General features: G+C 56.2%; 15 protein-coding genes and 3 tRNA genes. 7 read left to right on the top strand and 11 right to left on the bottom strand.

What is annotated here, in order from left to right:
• Positions 1-86: 86 nt before the first annotated feature.
• The 4 genes from OR573_05590 to OR573_05575 form a co-directional block, all read right to left on the bottom strand.
• Positions 87-428 carry a metalloregulator ArsR/SmtB family transcription factor gene (locus OR573_05590; GenBank protein XGA81674.1) on the bottom strand — a complete coding sequence of 114 codons (342 nt, stop codon included), beginning with the start codon at positions 426-428 and terminating at the stop codon, positions 87-89.
• Positions 429-579: 151 nt separating this feature from the next.
• Positions 580-655: transfer RNA gene (locus OR573_05585), tRNA-Asn, on the bottom strand.
• 25 nt (positions 656-680) lie between these two features.
• Positions 681-756, bottom strand: a tRNA-Asn gene (locus OR573_05580).
• A 74-nt stretch (positions 757-830) separates the two neighbouring features.
• Positions 831-906 (bottom strand) — tRNA-Asn (locus OR573_05575).
• A gap of 172 nt (positions 907-1078) precedes the next feature.
• On the opposite strand from OR573_05575, the gene miaB reads away from it, so the two are divergent.
• The 5 genes from miaB (at position 1079) to lnt (ending at position 6490) form a co-directional block, all read left to right on the top strand.
• Positions 1079-2422: a tRNA (N6-isopentenyl adenosine(37)-C2)-methylthiotransferase MiaB gene (gene miaB / locus OR573_05570; protein XGA81116.1), complete on the top strand. Its 1344-nt coding sequence runs from the start codon at positions 1079-1081 to the stop codon at positions 2420-2422.
• An 87-nt stretch (positions 2423-2509) separates the two neighbouring features.
• The gene (locus tag OR573_05565) at positions 2510-3574 is read left to right on the top strand and encodes a PhoH family protein (GenBank protein ID XGA81115.1); all 1065 of its coding nucleotides are present in this window, start codon (positions 2510-2512) and stop codon (positions 3572-3574) included.
• On the top strand, positions 3571-4038 hold the full coding sequence (gene ybeY / locus OR573_05560) for an rRNA maturation RNase YbeY (protein ID XGA81114.1): 468 nt from the start codon (positions 3571-3573) through the stop codon (positions 4036-4038). Before OR573_05565 ends, ybeY begins: the two co-directional genes overlap by 4 nt.
• Before the next feature lie 26 nt (positions 4039-4064).
• Positions 4065-4958, top strand: a complete 894-nt coding sequence (locus OR573_05555) for a CBS domain-containing protein (GenBank protein XGA81113.1) — start codon at positions 4065-4067, stop codon at positions 4956-4958.
• A gap of 50 nt (positions 4959-5008) precedes the next feature.
• Complete coding sequence (lnt, locus tag OR573_05550) at positions 5009-6490, top strand: apolipoprotein N-acyltransferase (GenBank protein ID XGA81112.1); 1482 nt, start codon at positions 5009-5011, stop codon at positions 6488-6490.
• Between the two features lie 129 nt (positions 6491-6619).
• On the opposite strand, the gene phaC is transcribed toward lnt, so the two are convergent.
• The 5 genes from phaC to prmB all read right to left on the bottom strand — a co-directional run bounded on the left by phaC (position 6620) and on the right by prmB (position 11842).
• On the bottom strand, positions 6620-8482 hold the full coding sequence (gene phaC, locus OR573_05545) for a class I poly(R)-hydroxyalkanoic acid synthase (protein ID XGA81111.1): 1863 nt from the start codon (positions 8480-8482) through the stop codon (positions 6620-6622).
• 165 nt (positions 8483-8647) lie between these two features.
• Positions 8648-9073 (bottom strand): phasin family protein, encoded by a 426-nt coding sequence (locus OR573_05540; GenBank protein XGA81110.1) that lies wholly within the window; start codon positions 9071-9073, stop codon positions 8648-8650.
• Between the two features lie 182 nt (positions 9074-9255).
• Positions 9256-9690, bottom strand: coding sequence for a DUF6489 family protein (locus tag OR573_05535; GenBank protein XGA81109.1), 435 nt, complete (start codon positions 9688-9690; stop codon positions 9256-9258).
• A gap of 110 nt (positions 9691-9800) precedes the next feature.
• Positions 9801-10892 (bottom strand): chorismate synthase, encoded by a 1092-nt coding sequence (aroC, locus tag OR573_05530; GenBank protein XGA81108.1) that lies wholly within the window; start codon positions 10890-10892, stop codon positions 9801-9803.
• 14 nt (positions 10893-10906) lie between these two features.
• Entirely contained in the window at positions 10907-11842 is a 936-nt protein-coding gene (gene prmB, locus OR573_05525) for a 50S ribosomal protein L3 N(5)-glutamine methyltransferase (GenBank protein ID XGA81673.1), read from the bottom strand.
• A gap of 241 nt (positions 11843-12083) precedes the next feature.
• On the opposite strand from prmB, the gene OR573_05520 reads away from it, so the two are divergent.
• Complete coding sequence (locus OR573_05520) at positions 12084-12650, top strand: Smr/MutS family protein (GenBank protein ID XGA81107.1); 567 nt, start codon at positions 12084-12086, stop codon at positions 12648-12650.
• Here the strand turns inward: OR573_05520 and OR573_05515 are convergent.
• Positions 12647-13699, bottom strand: coding sequence for a patatin-like phospholipase family protein (locus tag OR573_05515; protein XGA81106.1), 1053 nt, complete (start codon positions 13697-13699; stop codon positions 12647-12649). The genes OR573_05520 and OR573_05515 overlap by 4 nt on opposite strands.
• Positions 13686-14621 carry an alpha/beta hydrolase gene (locus OR573_05510; GenBank protein XGA81105.1) on the bottom strand — a complete coding sequence of 312 codons (936 nt, stop codon included), beginning with the start codon at positions 14619-14621 and terminating at the stop codon, positions 13686-13688. The genes OR573_05515 and OR573_05510 overlap by 14 nt, the downstream gene beginning before the upstream one ends.
• A gap of 365 nt (positions 14622-14986) precedes the next feature.
• Between OR573_05510 and OR573_05505 the strand changes: the two genes are divergently transcribed.
• Positions 14987-16333 carry a M20/M25/M40 family metallo-hydrolase gene (locus tag OR573_05505; GenBank protein ID XGA81104.1) on the top strand — a complete coding sequence of 449 codons (1347 nt, stop codon included), beginning with the start codon at positions 14987-14989 and terminating at the stop codon, positions 16331-16333.
• Positions 16334-16503: the final 170 nt, after the last annotated feature.

The raw sequence follows: 16503 nt of genomic DNA, 5'->3' as shown, positions 1-16503 counted from the left end.
TTCCCGATCTCTTCACCTTGAACACTGACCGAGGCCTCATGGCCTCGGTTTTTATTGGCAAGCTGTGAATGCCAAACTATCAGGCCCTAACAGTAAGCCGCCCGACGACCCGGACGTTCACCCATGGCCTGCAGCCGCCGAGTGAGCTTTTCCAGACGCTGACGCTCACCCTCTCGACCTGCTTCAATAATCGCCTGCCCCCAACCGGGCAGACCAGAGGCAAGGCGGTAATACACCCATTGGCCATCGCGTTGATCGCTCAGCAGGCCACATTGGCGCAGCTGAGCCAGATGGCGAGACACCTTGGGTTGCGAGAGCTCGAGAGCGTAGGTCATTTCACACACACAAAGCTCGCCTTCCTGGGCAATCAGCAGCACCAGTGACAGACGCGTGTCGTCGCTCAGACATTTAAAGACTTGTAGCGGCATTAACGGTAATGCAGTCGCGGCATTCACAGAATCATCCAACCTTTCACAAACGAAAGCTGACGATTAGTATAGCGAATTAGGTACTTGCAAAGGGTAGGAAGAATCAAAAAGAAAGAGGAAAAAGGAGAGGATTAACTAGCGTGAAGTTGGCTGGCTCCCCGAACAGGACTCGAACCTGTGACCCAATGATTAACAGTCATTTGCTCTACCAACTGAGCTATCGGGGAATAACCGAAAGGACGATGTGAACGTTGGCTCCTCGAGCAGGACTCGAACCTGCGACCCAATGATTAACAGTCATTTGCTCTACCAACTGAGCTATCGAGGAACATTCAACACCTTTTACACTATCTGCCAGCTAGTTGATGCTAGGGCTGATATTGTAATTGCTTGGGTAGTGATTGGCTCCCTGAGCAGGACTCGAACCTGCGACCCAATGATTAACAGTCATTTGCTCTACCAACTGAGCTATCAGGGAACTACCTAAACACGGTGCGTAGTATACTCATACAAACGCTGTGGTCAAGTGTGGATTTATTCCAATGCTAGCCCCTGCTTTACTGTGCCCGTATAATACTCACTCAACGTCGCGGCACCGCCGCACCACCATTCATCCTCGTCACCCGACGACCCATAGATGACAGGTACCGATGACGAAGAAACTCTTCATCAAAACACACGGCTGCCAAATGAACGAGTATGACTCGTCACGCATGGCAGACCTGCTCGGCGAATCACACCAGATGGAGCTCACTGATAACGAGCTTGAAGCGGATGTCATTTTGCTCAATACCTGCTCTATTCGTGAGAAAGCGCAGGAAAAGGTCTTTCATCAGCTTGGCCGCTGGAAAAAACTCAAGGACGCCAACCCCGACCTGGTAATTGGTGTCGGTGGCTGTGTGGCCAGTCAGGAAGGTGAGGCATTACGCAAGCGCGCGCCTCACGTCGACATGGTCTTTGGCCCGCAAACACTTCACCGCGTTCCTGGGATGCTGGATGCCAAGCGCAATAACCAGATTGCCGCTGTTGATGTCACCTTTCCGGAAATCGAGAAGTTCGATCACCTGCCGCAGCCCTCTTCAGATGGTGCAACGGCGTTTGTTTCAATTATGGAAGGCTGCTCCAAGTACTGCACCTTCTGCGTGGTGCCCTACACCCGTGGCGAAGAAGTCTCGCGTCCGTTTGAAGCGGTAATGGATGAAATTCTCCATCTGGCGGATCAAGGGGTGCGCGAAGTCAATCTGCTTGGCCAAAACGTTAATGCCTACCGGGGCGAGAACGACTACGGTGACGAGATCGACCTGGCGGAACTGATTGCCTGCATTGCCGCCGTTGATGGCATTGACCGGATTCGCTTCACGACCTCACATCCGGTTGAGTTCACCGATAGCCTGGTCGATGCCTATGCCGACATCCCTGAACTGGTCAGCCATCTGCACCTGCCCGTTCAGTCCGGCTCTGACCGCATTCTCAGCGCCATGAAACGCGGCCATACCGCGCAGGAATATATCGACAAGATGGAGCGCATTCGCGCCAACCGGCCGGACATCAGCTTCTCCTCGGACTTCATTATCGGCTTCCCCGGTGAAACTGAGGATGATTTTGAAGCCACTATGGACCTGATCCACAAGATTGGCTTTGACCACTCGTTCAGCTTTGTCTATTCCGCTCGTCCCGGCACGCCGGCGGCTTCGCTTGAAGACGACACTCCCGCTGAGGTCAAAAAGCAGCGCCTGGCGATTCTGCAGGAGCGGATTATCCAGCACACCCAGCAGATCAGTCGTCGCATGGTGGGCTCTCGCCAGCGCATTCTGGTCAGCGGATTTTCACCCAAGGATCCGGGGCAGCTGTCCGGGCGTACGGAAAACAATCGCGTTGTGAATTTCCGTGCGGCCAACCCGACCGAGCTGATCGGCTACTTTGTGGATGTCGATATCACCGAGGCGCTACCCAACTCCCTGCGCGGAGAACTCGCCTCGGCAGAGCGTTATTAACAACTCTCATCGCCCAGGCAATTGCCCCGAGGCCACTCGGGGCAGTAAGCTGAACCTCACACTCATTAACCAACGGGTTTCTTACTCTTGAGCCAGCCATCATCTCAGGCCAATCGCATTATCACGCTCAGCCTTGAACCCAATGACCCGCAGCGGCTCGCCAGCCTGTGTGGGCAGCAGGATGAGCATCTGAAACTGATTGAAAGCCGTCTGGACGTTACCCTGCGTAACCGCGGCAACATCTTCCAACTGGCGGGCGCGGCCAACCGCATCAAGGCCGCCGCCAACGTACTGGAACACCTTTACCGGGAAACCGCTGCCAACGAGCTTGACCCGGACACCGTTCACCTGTTCCTGCAGGAATCCGGGCTTGAAGCGCTTGCCGAGGAAGAGGAACCGGAAGACGGCGAAGTGATCATGCGCACGCCACGCACCATGATCAAACCCCGCGGGATGAATCAGCAGCGCTACGTATCCAGCATCCGTGAGCACGATATCAACTTCGGTATTGGACCGGCAGGTACCGGCAAGACGTATCTGGCCGTTGCGGCAGCGGTTGAAGCACTGAACCAGCAGGAAGTCCGCCGCATCCTGCTGGTTCGTCCGGCCGTTGAAGCCGGTGAGAAACTGGGCTTTTTGCCTGGCGATCTGGCCCAGAAAATCGACCCCTACCTGCGCCCGCTCTATGACGCCCTGTATGAAATGATCGGTTTCGAACAGGTCGCCAAACTGATCGAGCGTCAGGTAATTGAAATAGCGCCGTTGGCCTATATGCGCGGACGCACCCTGAACAACGCTTATATCATCCTGGATGAAAGCCAGAACACCACCCCTGAGCAGATGAAGATGTTCCTGACCCGGATAGGTTTTGGCTCCACGGCGGTGATTACCGGCGATGTGACCCAGGTGGATTTACCCCGCGGCCAGCGCTCCGGCCTGATTCAGGTGCTTGAAGTTCTCAGGGACACCCCCGGGATAGGCGTGACCCACTTTGCTGCCAAGGACGTTGTCCGTCACCCGCTGGTACAGCGTATTATCGAAGCCTACGACAGCTTTGAATCCGAGCAGGAAGCCAAGGAGCGCGCTGTTCGCGAGGAACGTCAGCAAGCCCGCGAAGAGCGTCTGCAAAAACGTGAGGATTCCCTTCAGTGACGGCATTGATTGACTATCAATTGGCGACACAGTCCACCCAGGTGCCCGATGCGGCTCAGCTTGAACGCTGGGTCGCTGCAGTGCTGGAGCAGCACCCGCAGGAAAGTCGCCATGAAGTGACCATCCGCATCGTGGATGCGGATGAAAGCCAAGCGCTCAACGCTGACTACCGTGGCAAGGACAAACCGACCAATGTACTGTCCTTTCCCTTTGAAGCGCCCCCGGGTATTGAGCTACCGTTACTTGGCGACCTGGTCATCTGCCAGAATGTCGTTGCACAGGAAGCACAGCAACAGCAAAAACCGCTGATGCAGCATTATGCGCATATGGTCATACATGGCACCCTGCATTTATTGGGTTATGATCATATTGAGGACGACGAAGCCGAGGCTATGGAGCAGCTTGAGCGTCTGCTTCTGGCCAGGTTTGATATTCCTGATCCGTATCTGAGTGAAACGCAGTAACGCTGTCAAAACAAGAGATCAACTGTATGAGCGAAGACCGATCGAGCACCGCCCCCCCTCAAAAATCCTGGCTTGATAAGCTGTTTGGTGCCCTGACGGGGGATAACGATGAGCCCAGCTCAAGAGAAGAGCTGATGGCCTTTCTGCGCCACACGGCCGGCCGCCTGAAGCTCGACCAGGATGCCATGATGATCATTGAAGGCGCGCTGCAGATCAGCGACCAGCAGGTACGCGAGATCCTGATTCCTCGCTCTCAGGTCGCCGCCATTCCAATTGATCAGACCAGCGATGACTATCTGCCGCTCATTCAGGAAACCGGCCACTCGCGCTATCCGGTCATCGGTGAGAATCTTGATGATGTCAAAGGCATTGTGCTGGTCAAGGATCTGCTGCCCCTGCTCTCCCAGACCCAGGCCCAGCGGGATGCCTTCCAGCTTGAGGATATCACCCGCCCAGCGATGTTTATCCCTGAATCCAAACGTCTCAACAGCCTGCTGAAAGAGTTTCGTGATACCCACAACCATATGGCGATTGTGGTGGACGAGTACGGCGGCACGGCTGGGATTATTACCATCGAAGATATTCTTGAGCAGATTGTCGGCGATATTGAAGATGAGCACGACACAGATGAAGAAGATGATATCCGTGCCCTGGAAGACGGTCATTTTGCTGTTCGCGCCCTGACCCCCATTGAAGATTTCAACGAACGCTTCAACACCCAGTTTTCTGACGATGAGTTTGACACCGTAGGCGGCCTGGTCATGCAGCAGTTTGGCCACCTGCCCCGGCGCGGCGAACAGACCTCACTCGGCGGCTGGCACTTTGTGGTGATGAACGCAGACAATCGGCGTATTCGCCTGCTCGACGTGCACTTCGACGACAGCAGAAATGAAGAAGACCTCACCAGCCAATCAGGCTGATAGACGACACCCTTCAGATTACCCGCGTCTATCGATAAGGATAGTCATTGATGCATACAGGATTCTCTCCTTCCCTGGGCTGGCAGCTTCTGGCTGCCGTTATTGCCGGGGGCTTCACAACCCTGACCGCCTCACCGTTTGAATTCTGGTGGCTGGGGCCTTTGGCCGCAGCACTAGTGTATTGGGGCAGCCATGCATTAACGCCCGCCCACGCCGCGCTCAAGGGCCTTGTCTATGGGCTGGCACTGTTTGCCAGCGGGGCTTCCTGGGTTTACGTTTCCATTCACGATTATGGCCATACCGGCCCCCTGCTTGCCGGCTTGCTCACGGCGCTGTTCGTGTTTGCACTGGCGTTATTTTTTGCCGCCATGCTGTGGGTCTACCGACGTTTTACCTCACCGCGCTACTCGCTGCTAGGCTTTGCGGGCATCTGGGTGCTGGCCGAGGTGCTACGCACTTATCTGTTTACCGGCTTTCCCTGGCTGCTGCTTGGCAGCGGTTTTGTCGACTCGCCACTGGCGGCCTGGGCACCTATCGGTGGCGTTTACCTCTTGTCGTTACTGGTCGCCTTCAGTGGCATCTTATTGGTAACGCTGCTGATCAAGCGCCGCCTGTGGGCCATCGCGCCCCTGGCGGCGATCTGGTTGACACCCTTCATCCTGCCCACCCAATGGACGACCCCCAGCGAGAAGCCCACCAAGGTCGCCATGGTGCAGGGCAACCTGCCCCAACTGATCAAATGGACCGCTGACGGTCAGCGCGAAGCCGTTACCACCTATACCCGCCAAACCCAGACTATCAGCGATGACGTTGAGCTGATTATATGGCCGGAAACCGCGCTGCCCATGCTGGAAAATCAGGCGCGACCTGTACTCGAGCAGGTGCAGTCCAGCCTTCCCGCTGACACAGCGCTGATTACCGGCATCCTGCAACAGGATGAACAGGCCCAGCAATTTTTCAACGGCGTGATAGGTGTTGGTAACGTCGAAGGCGATTATCAGAAAGAACATCTGGTGCCCTTTGGAGAGTACCTGCCACTGGAAAGCTTGCTGCGGGGTCTGATCAATTTCTTTGACCTGCCCACTTCCTTCATCACGCCAGGGCCAGATCAACAGCCACCGATGCAGACGGCAGGCATTTCTCTGGGCAATGCCATCTGCTACGAGATTATCTACCCTCAGTTGGTGGCCAGCCGGGCACGCAACAGCCAGGCCATCATTACCATTTCCAACGACACCTGGTTTGGCCGCTCAATTGGCCCCCACCAGCATCTGCAGATGGCACGCCTTCGTGCACTGGAAAACGGCCGCTACGTGCTGCGCGCTACCAGCAATGGGATTACCGTGATCATCGACCCGCAGGGCCAGATAACCCAACGCGCGCCGCAGTTTGAAACTACCACCCTGACCGGTGAGTTCTATGCCATGCAAGGCCTGACCCCTTTCACCCAGATGGGTAGCTGGCCGGTCTGGCTGCTGGCTGGCCTGCTGGTGCTACCTTCCCTGCGGCTGGGCAGAAAGGATCAGGCGTAAACACCTCCGCGCCAGAACCCAAAGCAAGCCCTTAAACAAACCCTGAAACCAACAAGGCGCCCCTGGGGGCGCCTTGTGGTGTACGTACTTTCTACAACAACATCAACACAACCTGAAGTAATCGATGCTTTAACGGCTGCTGTTAGCGCTGGCAGCCTTGATGGCTTCTTCATCTGCGTTGATAATTTCAGGAATTGTCTGACGCACGTAACGCCCCGGTGCAGCTTCGATAGTCGGCAACTCACCTTCACCCGGCTGGCGTGCAGCAACCGCTTTCTCCTGGTCAACAAAGCCGTTTTCCACCATCCATGCCTGCCAGTGAGGCCACCAGGAGCCTTCATTGGCTTGCGCACCGGCCATCCAGTCCTCGTGGTTGTCAGGCAGCTCACTGTTGGTCCAGTAGCCGTACTTGTTCTTGTGCGGCGGGTTCACAATACCGGCAATATGGCCTGAACCGCCCAGCACGAAGGTAATCGGCCCTTTAGGTAACAAGGCGCCATAATAGGTGCTGTTCCATTTGGCGATATGGTCTTCCTTGGTGGAAACGTAGTAGGAGGGCGTGGAAATCTTGCGCAGATCGATCTTGACGCCATCCAGCTCAATACCACCCGGTTCAACCAGACGGTTTTCCAGATACATATGGCGCAGGTACCAGGCATGGGTACCCGCCGCCAGGTTGGTACCGTCAGTGTTCCAGTAAAGCAGGTCAAAGGCCGCCGGCGGCTCGCCCTTCAGGTAGTTATTGACGTAGAAAGACCAGAAGAGATCATTTTCCTTCAGCAGGTTGAAGGTATACGCCATGGAACGGCCATCCAGATAGCCTTTGGTTTCCAGCGTTTTTTCAATACCTTCAATAACACCTTCATTCAGGAAAACGCCGATGTCGCCCGGGTCACGGAAATCCTGCAGGGTCGCCATATAGGTAACCGATTTCACCTTGCGCCCGCGTCGGGTACTGGTCAGATAAGCCAGGGTAGACGCCGTCAGCGTACCGCCGATGCAGTAGCTCAACAGATTGACCGACTTTTCACCACAGGCCTGCTCAATGGCTTCAATCGCGCTGATCGGGCCCATCTGCATGTAATCTGCCCAGGTGACATCGCGCTGGGCTGGCCCAGGGTTACGCCAGGAAATCAGAAACACCGTATGGCCCTGATCCACCAGCCACTTGACCATGGAATTATCCTGGCGCAGGTCAAGAATGTAGTACTTGTTGATCCAGGGCGGCACGACCAGCAGCGGCGTCTTGAAGGTCTTTTCGGTGGTGGGCGTATATTGAATCAGCTGCATCAGCTCATTTTCATACACGACTGAACCGGGCGTGACGGCAATATTCTCACCTACCGCAAAAGCGGTTCGGTCAGTCATGCGCACATTGATACCTTCAGCCGAATTGGAAAGGTCTTCACGTAGAAGCGCCAAGCCATCGACCAGGTTCTGACCACGAGTTTCCAGGGTGCGCCGCATCACTTCAGGGTTGGTGGCCACAAAGTTGGTGGGCGCCATGGCATTGACTAACTGACGGGCATAGAACTGCAGATGATGCTTATGCGTCTCATCCAGCCCATCCAGGTTATCGATCAGCTCCTCGACCAGTTGAGCAAACAGCAGATATTGCTCCATGATCGCCAAGTATTGAGGTTCCTTGGTCCAGGCTTCGTCCTTGAAACGACGATCACCCTTGGCAGGCTTGATCAAGGGGTCAACGTTTTCGCCAGCCATGGCTCTGGCATTCTGCTGCCACAGGAGCCATTGATCCTGCAATAGACGCGCCTGGGTTTGCCATAAGAGCGTGGGGTTCTGCATCAGCGCCTGTGCACCGGCCTCGAAACTTTCGCGCATATCCTTATGGACAGAATCTGCAGCGTCGCTGGGCGCCATGCGCGCCATCAGATCCTGCATCAATCCCTGATACTGTTCCCCAAGTTCTTTCAACTGGGTATTCCAGGCATCCATATCGACCTGAGATGGCATTTCCCATCCTGATTGCATACTTACTCTCCCACTCTTATGGCAAACGCATGACAGCTTTGCGCATAGGCCATTGACCGTTATTCTCTTCGTCACGCTAAAAAACACTAGCCTTGAAAAGGCGAGTGTTTTTTAACCGACAAAACAAACACGGCGCCGTTAATCTGGCGCCGTGCAATCATTTATTCAGCTTTTGCTGCTACCGCGAGATGCCTGGCTGGTAGCCTTGGCGGGCGTCTCGTCTTTCTTGGCCGCAGCGGTGTTAACCTGGTCGTTCATCTGCTGAGTGGCTTCGCTGAACAGTTTTTCCATTTCAGCTTTAAATTCCATGCTCATCTCGCCCATGGTCTTGGCATCTTCCTGCATCTGCTGGGAGAGCTCGTTGAGCATTTCTGCCTGCTTGGCAGCAAATTCGCGCAGGTCATCAGCGTCATCAATTTCGCTGGCACTACGCATCCGGTCAGTACCCATCTGGCTGTAACGCTTCATGGCTTCCAGCTGGTACTGGGTCATCTTTTCCATGTTGTTAAGCATCAGCGAGTTAACCTTGCGCATCGGCTCAAACATCTGGCGAGTTTGCGTGTTGAAAGCATCCATCATTTTATCTTGCATCGTTATCACCCTTTTTTGAAAAATTTGGGCGGCCGACTGAGCTGCCCTGTCGTCTATGCTGCACTGCACAAAGACTAGCCCGTAATACTCAGCGTTGCAACCGTTAACACTGTAACGGGTTAATCTTTAGCCACGTTTCATGCAGAAAACATGGTTATTACGCCGTTGCGTCAGGCTTAAGGCTAATCACTTTTAGACCGCTTGGCGCGTGAACTGGCTGACGCGGTACCGGTTTTGCTTTTACTGTTACTGCTCTGCTGACTACTGCGGCTGGCGGTGCCGCTATCACCGCTTGATGACCCTTTTTCACTGGCGGCGGAACTGTCGCTATCAGTACCGCCCGAGGAGTAACTGGCATTACCGGCCTGACGCAGCATATCCAGCATCATCTGTTGATAGGTGCCAAAATTTGACAGCCCCTGCGATAGCCCCTGCTGCATCATTGGCTGCTGCATGAAAGGACTCATCAGGCTCATCGGATCATAACCCTCAACGCCGGACTCCATCTGACGCTGGATATTATCCAGCAGGTTTTTCTGAAAGGCTTCTACATCCGGCAGACCCAGCGCACGGCGAAATTCATCAGGGGTCAGATCAAATTCCACATTAATCTTCATCGGCGGCTCCTTATCGCTCTCCCCTGAGTGTAGCAGTCAAAAGTTAGTTTCACCGCTGCGGATGACACTGCTATGACACCCGGCTATCAACGCTATGCCTTTGGTGCTTTTCAGCACTGGCCAAGGCGTGGCGTATCCACCTTGACATGGGCATTCTGGCCGCGCTGGCGCAGCCAGTGGTCCATTAGTGTAATGGCCATCATGGCTTCCGCAATCGGGGTTGCGCGTATACCGACACAGGGGTCGTGACGCCCCTTGGTCACCACCTCGACAGGCTCACCATGGATATCGATAGAGCGCCCCGGCGTGGTAATGCTGGAGGTTGGCTTGAGGGCAAGACGGGCAACAATCGGTTGGCCGCTGGAGATACCGCCGAGCACCCCACCCGCATGGTTGGAAAGAAAGCCTTCCGGGGTCATTTCATCGCGATGGGTGCTGCCGCGCTGGTCAATGCTGGCAAAGCCATCGCCGATTTCGATGCCCTTGACCGCGTTTATACTCATCAGGCTATGGGCCAGTTCAGCATCCAGGCGATCAAACACCGGCTCGCCCAGCCCTACGGGCACCCCTTCGGCCACAACGGTCACCTCGGCGCCCACAGAATCCTGGTCGCGGCGCAGTTGATCCATATAGGCTTCAAGCTCCGGCACCTTAGCCGGGTCAGGGCTGAAAAAGGCGTTGTCGTCGACACTGTCCCAGGTCTTGAAGTCGATCTTGATCGGCCCTAACTGGCTCATGTAGCCGCGTATCTGAACTCCCTGGCTGGCCAGAAACTGTTTGGCAATCGCACCGGCGGCCACGCGCATGGCCGTTTCGCGGGCGCTGGAACGCCCTCCGCCGCGATAGTCCCGGTGGCCGTATTTATGGTGGTAGGTGTAATCCGCATGGGCCGGACGAAACTGATCCTTGATCTTTGAGTAGTCCTTGGAGCGCTGATCGGTATTTTCAATCAACAGCCCAATCGAGGCGCCAGTGGTCATGCCTTCAAACACACCGGAAAGAATCCGCACCTGATCGGGCTCCTTGCGCTGGGTGGTATGGCGGGAGCTGCCGGGGCGGCGGCGATCCAGGTCACGCTGCAGAACCGCCTCGCTGAGCATGACCCCCGGCGGGCAGCCATCCACAATGGCGCCAAGCGCGACGCCATGGCTCTCACCAAAGGTCGTAACGGTAAACAGTTTGCCAATTGTATTGCCGGACATGGGCGTTATTTCCTTTACGCAAAAGACGCCGCATGGGCGTCGAGTTCAGCGGCGCTCAGGGCAAATACGCCCTGGCCACCGCGCTCGAATTCAAGCCACATAAATGGCACTTGGGGAAATGCTTGTTCAAGATGGCGGTCAGAATTGCCCACCTCAACTATCAGCCAGCCGTCATCGCTCAAATGCGCTCGGGCATCGCGCAGAATCTGGCGGACGATATCCAGACCATCGCTGCCCGCTCCCAGCGCCAGGTCAGGCTCATGGCGAAACTCAGCCGGCATGGTGGCCAGATCGCGGGCATCCACATAAGGCGGGTTGGAGACGATCAGGTCAAAGCGCTGCCCTTCAAGGTTCTGAAACACATCGGATTCAACCGCGCGCACCCGGTCACCCACGGCGTGGCGGGTGATATTCTCACGGGCGACACCCAACGCTTCCTGGCTGATATCCGTCAGAATGACGTCACAGGTCGGCAGATGCAGCGCCGTGGCAATCCCGATACATCCTGACCCGGTACACAGATCAAGCACCCGCTCTGGCGGCTCCTCCGGGAACCAGGCGGCAAAACCATCTTCAATCAACTCGCCCACCGGCGAGCGTGGAATCAGCACGCGCTCATCCACATTGAAGGGGTAGCCAGCAAAAAACGCCTCGCCCAGCAGATAGGGCAGCGGGCGGCGCGTCTTGACGCGCGCCCGGGTCAACGCCACGATACGGCTGCGCTCCATGGGCAGCAGGCGAGCTTCCAGCACTGCTGGGTCAACGTTCCAGGGCAGGTGCAACGCCCCCAGGCAAAGCGCGACCGCTTCGTCCCAGGCGGATTGGGTACCATGGCCATAGTACAACCCGGCGAGATGAAATTCGCTGGCCGTCCAACGCAGATAGTCGCGCAGAGTAAAGAGTTCCTGCGCCAGTTCGACATCGCTCAAACACAGCGTTGAGGTGCCGATAGCAGCATGGTCAGCTAATTCAGTGGAAGATAACGTGGCCACAATGGCTCCTGATTAATGGTGACATCACACTTGAGTAAGCGGTATGACAATGATTGTACCTTTCACTCCAGCCGGTTCACAGCAGCGTTAATCTCGCTATACTGTGCGTTGCTGCATTTTTTAACAGAGTTTTAAAGTAGCGCTTTTGCGTTCGACTGTTAGCGTCCAATTTTTACGTCCTTTTCCATCAGAGCATGCCATGACTCGTCGCCATACGCCCCAAGAGGAAGAGATCAATGTCTTTCGCCATGCGCTGGAAACAGCGGGCGTTCGGCGTATCACCACTAACCGCGCTGACCCTGGCCGCCCCAGACAGCACCAGCCAGCCCATGAGGCGCGCCGCCGTGCGGCGGTTGAAAACCAGGTATTGCAAACCAACGGCCGTACCTCTGATGGTCGTGTTGAAGCGGTTCGCCCTTCTGAATACCTGGAGTTCAGCGTTCCGGATCTGCCCTGGCGCACCTTCAGCCAGTTAAAACGCGGCCAGCTGGCCTGGCAGGCAGGCCTTGACCTGCATGGCTATACACTGGAAGAAGCCCGCCATCAGCTGGAAGGCTTTCTACGTGATGCCATCAACCAGCGAATGCGCAGCGTCCTGATTGTGCACGGTAAGGCCTGGGGTACCGATGCCGACTACCCGGTGCTTAAAAGCCATACCAATACCTGGCTGCGGGAATGGCCGGGCGTACTGGCCTTCTGCTCGGCCACTGACATTGATGGCGGCACCGGTGCTCTTTATGTGCTGTTACGCCGCAAAGGCCACTAGTTTCCCGCTTTGAGTGGGTGATGCTTATTGAGGGCTTCGTCCGTCAGCATTCTGCCCAGCTGGATCAACTCTTTGGCGCGGTGAAATTCATAGGCGCTGCACACGGTTTTGGGTATTTCAATCAGGATATCCGGTGGGTAACCCGCCACTTTATACTTGGCTAACGCCGCCTGGGTAATATCAAAGGATTCCATCACCATATCCAGCTTGCCCCAGTCTCGCTTGCCACGTTCTTCCGCGCCTGCGTCATCCTCACCGCCCAGATTACCCAGCCCTTTCCAGAGCCGCTGGGTTGTCTCGCGCACGTTGTCAACCCAGCTGCTGGTATCGTCGTTTTCAGCGTCATCATCTGTGCCATCTGATGAAGCGGCGCCAGCCTTGGCAACATCGGCGTTTGCAGGTAACAAGGATTCCAGCGTCACCGGCTGTGGCGTGTGGGCGGTAACATTCACCGCCAGCACCATATCCGCCTCATGGGCGGCAATCACCGGCATAATCGGCAGGGGGTTGAGCAGGCCGCCATCCACCAGCACCTGATCCCCCAGATGCACCGGGGTAATCACCCCGGGTACCGCAATAGAAGCGCGAATGGCCTGCAATAGCGGGCCATCCTGAAACCAGACTTCGCGCTGGCGCACCAGATCCGTGGCGACAGTGGTCAGCGGAATAGCCAGATCCTCAATCAGGTTATCGCCGAGCAGGCTTTCGAGTTTCTGCATGACCTTGTTGGCGCGCATGGCGCCCATCGGGTTCCAGGTGACATCCACCAGTTTCAGTACGTCCAGGTAGTCGAGCTGAGATACCCAGTCGCGATATTCCTCCAGCTTGCCTGCGGCATACACGCCCCCGACCAGGGCCCCCATGGAGCAACCAGCAATCGCGATCACCTCGTAGCCGCGGGCTTCCAGGGCATCGATCACGCCAATATGCGCATAACCACGCGCCCCACCACTGCCCAATATCAGGGCAACCTTGTTGCCCGCCTGAGACAGTTTCTCGCGCTGCGCTGCCGGTGAGTCCTGCTGAGTGGATAGTTCATGAGATTGCATGATTAAGCGCTTCCTTTCGAAGATTCTGATGTTGGACAATAACGTCAGCGACTTGGTTAACCGTGTGTTTTTCCAGGTGCAGATGATGGCCGCCTACCAGCACATGACGGCTGAGGTCGGCGACAGCACGACGACAACGCTCTGCCCAGGGCCGGTTCCCCAGAATGCCCTTATCGCCTTCAATTAGGAGTACCGGGCAGCGTATTGCAGTTAAAAGCGCCAACACCTGGTCAGGCGTAAACCGCACTAATGAAGGCTTCATCAGGCGCCTATCGGTACGCAGATAGCAGCCACCGTCGTTACCGGTATAGCTATTACGCGCCATTAACGGCCGTGCGGTGTCGGCATCAATGGGCGTCACGCCCCCAGCGACCCTGGCCGCAACAGCACTTTCAAGCCCTGAATAACGTGGCGGCGTTGATGCAGGTCGGCGATGGGCCAGTAACCCCTTGCGCAACTGGTCAGGCGTTTCTTCAGGCGGAGTGCTCAAGGCCCCTAATCCATCGAGTAACATCAACTGATTAACGCGCTCAGGCAATGCTGAGGCCAGCAGGCAACTGACCGCGGCCCCCATGGAATGAGCCAGTAAGCTTACCTGTTCAAGCTCAAGAGCTTGCATGGCATCCAGCACATCATGGCAATAGTCCCACAGCGCAATATCCTGAGATTCCGATGGCGCAAGGCTGGCTGAGTGCCCGTGACCGCGAAAATCCAGCGCGACAATACGCACCCCCAAGGTACTGGCAAGGCGCGGCGCCAGATGGCTGAAGCTGGCGGCGTTATCCAGCCATCCATGTAGCGCCAGCCAGGTCGGCGCTGACGGGCTACCCCAGCTCAGCGCCGCCAGGCGCCCTCCGGCCAGGGTGAGCGCTTGCGGTGAATCGGCTGATACGGTTGTTTCCAAAAGCCTGGTATCTCCCATGTTTATGCCCATCTGCAGGTGACGTTGTGGTATCGAATCGCTACCATTATTGGCTCTGACAGCCTTAATCAGCAAACTCGACTTTGGCTCATTTTTAAACTGCAAGAGGCTTTTATGAATCAACGCCGTGATACCCGCAGCCGCAACTGGATCTTTTTTGTCACTGTCATCAGTGCCGTCGTAGTCGGCATCTGGCTGGCACGTTAAGTCGACGGGCCCCCTACCACCATCAACCCAGCGTTTAACGGTGAAGCCCGGTCACCACAAGATAGACAAGGCAAGCAACGCCGTTGTCTGGCACACTGGACAGGTTAAATTACCTTGCCGTTTTTCACTATCGGCACACGATCAAGGAGAAGGTTGTAATGAGCGAACGCAGCGCAAATACCCAGCCCTGGGCACAGCCCATGCCGGAAAAGCAGTTCGAGCTGATGCGCGACATTCTCGCCGCCCCCAGCCCCGTGGGGCTTGAAGGTGCGATGACCTACGGCGTACTGAAACCGCACTTCGAGAGCTTTGCGCCAAAAAGCTGGCAGCTGCATCAGTTTCGCGGCAACGCCGGTGTCGTGCTGGATACGCATCCGGGCCAGGATGATATGTTCAAGCTGATGATCATTGGTCACGCCGACAAGATCCGCATGCAGGTGCGCTCAATTGGTGAAGACGGCAAAATCTGGATCAACACCGATTCCTTCCTGCCCACCGTACTGATTGGCCATGAGGTCAAGCTGTTCAGCGAAGACCCGGAAGCCCCGGGCAGCTACCGCAGCATTGAAGGCGGCACCGTGGAAGCCCTTGGCGCCATCCACTTCTCTGACCCGGCGGTGCGCACCGGTGACAAAGGCATCAAGAAAGAGCAGATCTATCTTGATCTGCAGATTCACGGTGAGAATAAAAAGCAGCAGGTGCTCAATCTGGGGGTGCGCCCGGGCGATTCGATCATTTTTGACCGCCCTATCCGCCCCGGCTTCAGCCCTGACACCTTCTACGGTGCCTACCTGGATAACGGCTTGGGCTGTTTTGTCACCGCTGAAGTGGCACGCCTGATTGCCGAAGCTGGTGGCACCCAGCAGGTACGCGTCATGTTTGCGATTGCCAGCTACGAGGAAATCGGCCGCTTTGGCAGCCGCGTGTTTGCCGGTGAGCTCAAGCCGGATGCGCTGATTGGCGTTGACGTTAACCATGACTATGTCGCCGCACCGGGCATTGGTGACAAGCGCATGCAGCCGCTGGAAATGGGTAAAGGCTTCACCATGGCCGTGGGCTCCATCGCCAGCGAGCAGCTCAACCGGGTGATCGCCAAGGCCGCCAGCGACAACGAGATTCCCATGCAGCGCGATATTGTCGGCGTGGATACCGGCACCGACGGCATGGCCGGTGTGCTGGCCTCCGTAGACAGCGCCGCCACCTCAATTGGCTTTCCGATTCGCAACATGCACACCATTTCCGAAACGGGTAACACCCAGGACGTGCTGGCCGCCATTCATGCCCTGACTCACACCATCAAATCGCTGGATGGCATCAAGGATCTCAAGCGCGAATTTCTGGATAACCACCCGCGTCTGGACAAAGCCAGCCCGCTTGCCCACCAGGGCAGCGCCAAGCCTGACGAGGATAGCAAAAGCGACAAGGAAGAACCCCAGAAAGGCGCTAAGAAAGAGACCCCAACGGCCAAAGACACCAAGGCCAAAAAGACCAAGAAAAGCAAGTAACCCGAGCTAAAGCGCTGACGAAACACCCGCGACAAAAAAGCCCGTCCTGTCTGAACAGGGCGGGCTTTAATTTGTCATTCCCGCTAAAAGCACCCGGGAATGACGGGGTTAGTGGGCCTCACGGGAAGACGGGGTTAAGGCGACTTACTATTCACCATTCACCATTCACG

This window comes from Halomonas sp. CH40 (assembly GCA_041875495.1).
Lineage (GTDB): Bacteria > Pseudomonadota > Gammaproteobacteria > Pseudomonadales > Halomonadaceae > Vreelandella.
This window is presented reverse-complemented; position numbering and strand designations above follow the sequence as displayed.

Excerpts from the sequence above, each read along its gene's own strand:
- miaB (XGA81116.1), top strand. The coding sequence starts at position 1,079 with ATGACGAAGAAACTCTTCATCAAAACACACGGCTGCCAAATGAACGAG.
- OR573_05515 (XGA81106.1), bottom strand. The coding sequence starts at position 13,699 with ATGCAATCTCATGAACTATCCACTCAGCAGGACTCACCGGCAGCGCAG.
- OR573_05555 (XGA81113.1), top strand. The coding sequence starts at position 4,065 with ATGAGCGAAGACCGATCGAGCACCGCCCCCCCTCAAAAATCCTGGCTT.
- lnt (XGA81112.1), top strand. The coding sequence starts at position 5,009 with ATGCATACAGGATTCTCTCCTTCCCTGGGCTGGCAGCTTCTGGCTGCC.
- phaC (XGA81111.1), bottom strand. The coding sequence starts at position 8,482 with ATGCAATCAGGATGGGAAATGCCATCTCAGGTCGATATGGATGCCTGG.
- OR573_05540 (XGA81110.1), bottom strand. The coding sequence starts at position 9,073 with ATGCAAGATAAAATGATGGATGCTTTCAACACGCAAACTCGCCAGATG.
- OR573_05535 (XGA81109.1), bottom strand. The coding sequence starts at position 9,690 with ATGAAGATTAATGTGGAATTTGATCTGACCCCTGATGAATTTCGCCGT.
- OR573_05510 (XGA81105.1), bottom strand. The coding sequence starts at position 14,621 with ATGGGAGATACCAGGCTTTTGGAAACAACCGTATCAGCCGATTCACCG.
- aroC (XGA81108.1), bottom strand. The coding sequence starts at position 10,892 with ATGTCCGGCAATACAATTGGCAAACTGTTTACCGTTACGACCTTTGGT.
- OR573_05520 (XGA81107.1), top strand. The coding sequence starts at position 12,084 with ATGACTCGTCGCCATACGCCCCAAGAGGAAGAGATCAATGTCTTTCGC.
- OR573_05505 (XGA81104.1), top strand. The coding sequence starts at position 14,987 with ATGAGCGAACGCAGCGCAAATACCCAGCCCTGGGCACAGCCCATGCCG.
- OR573_05590 (XGA81674.1), bottom strand. The coding sequence starts at position 428 with ATGCCGCTACAAGTCTTTAAATGTCTGAGCGACGACACGCGTCTGTCA.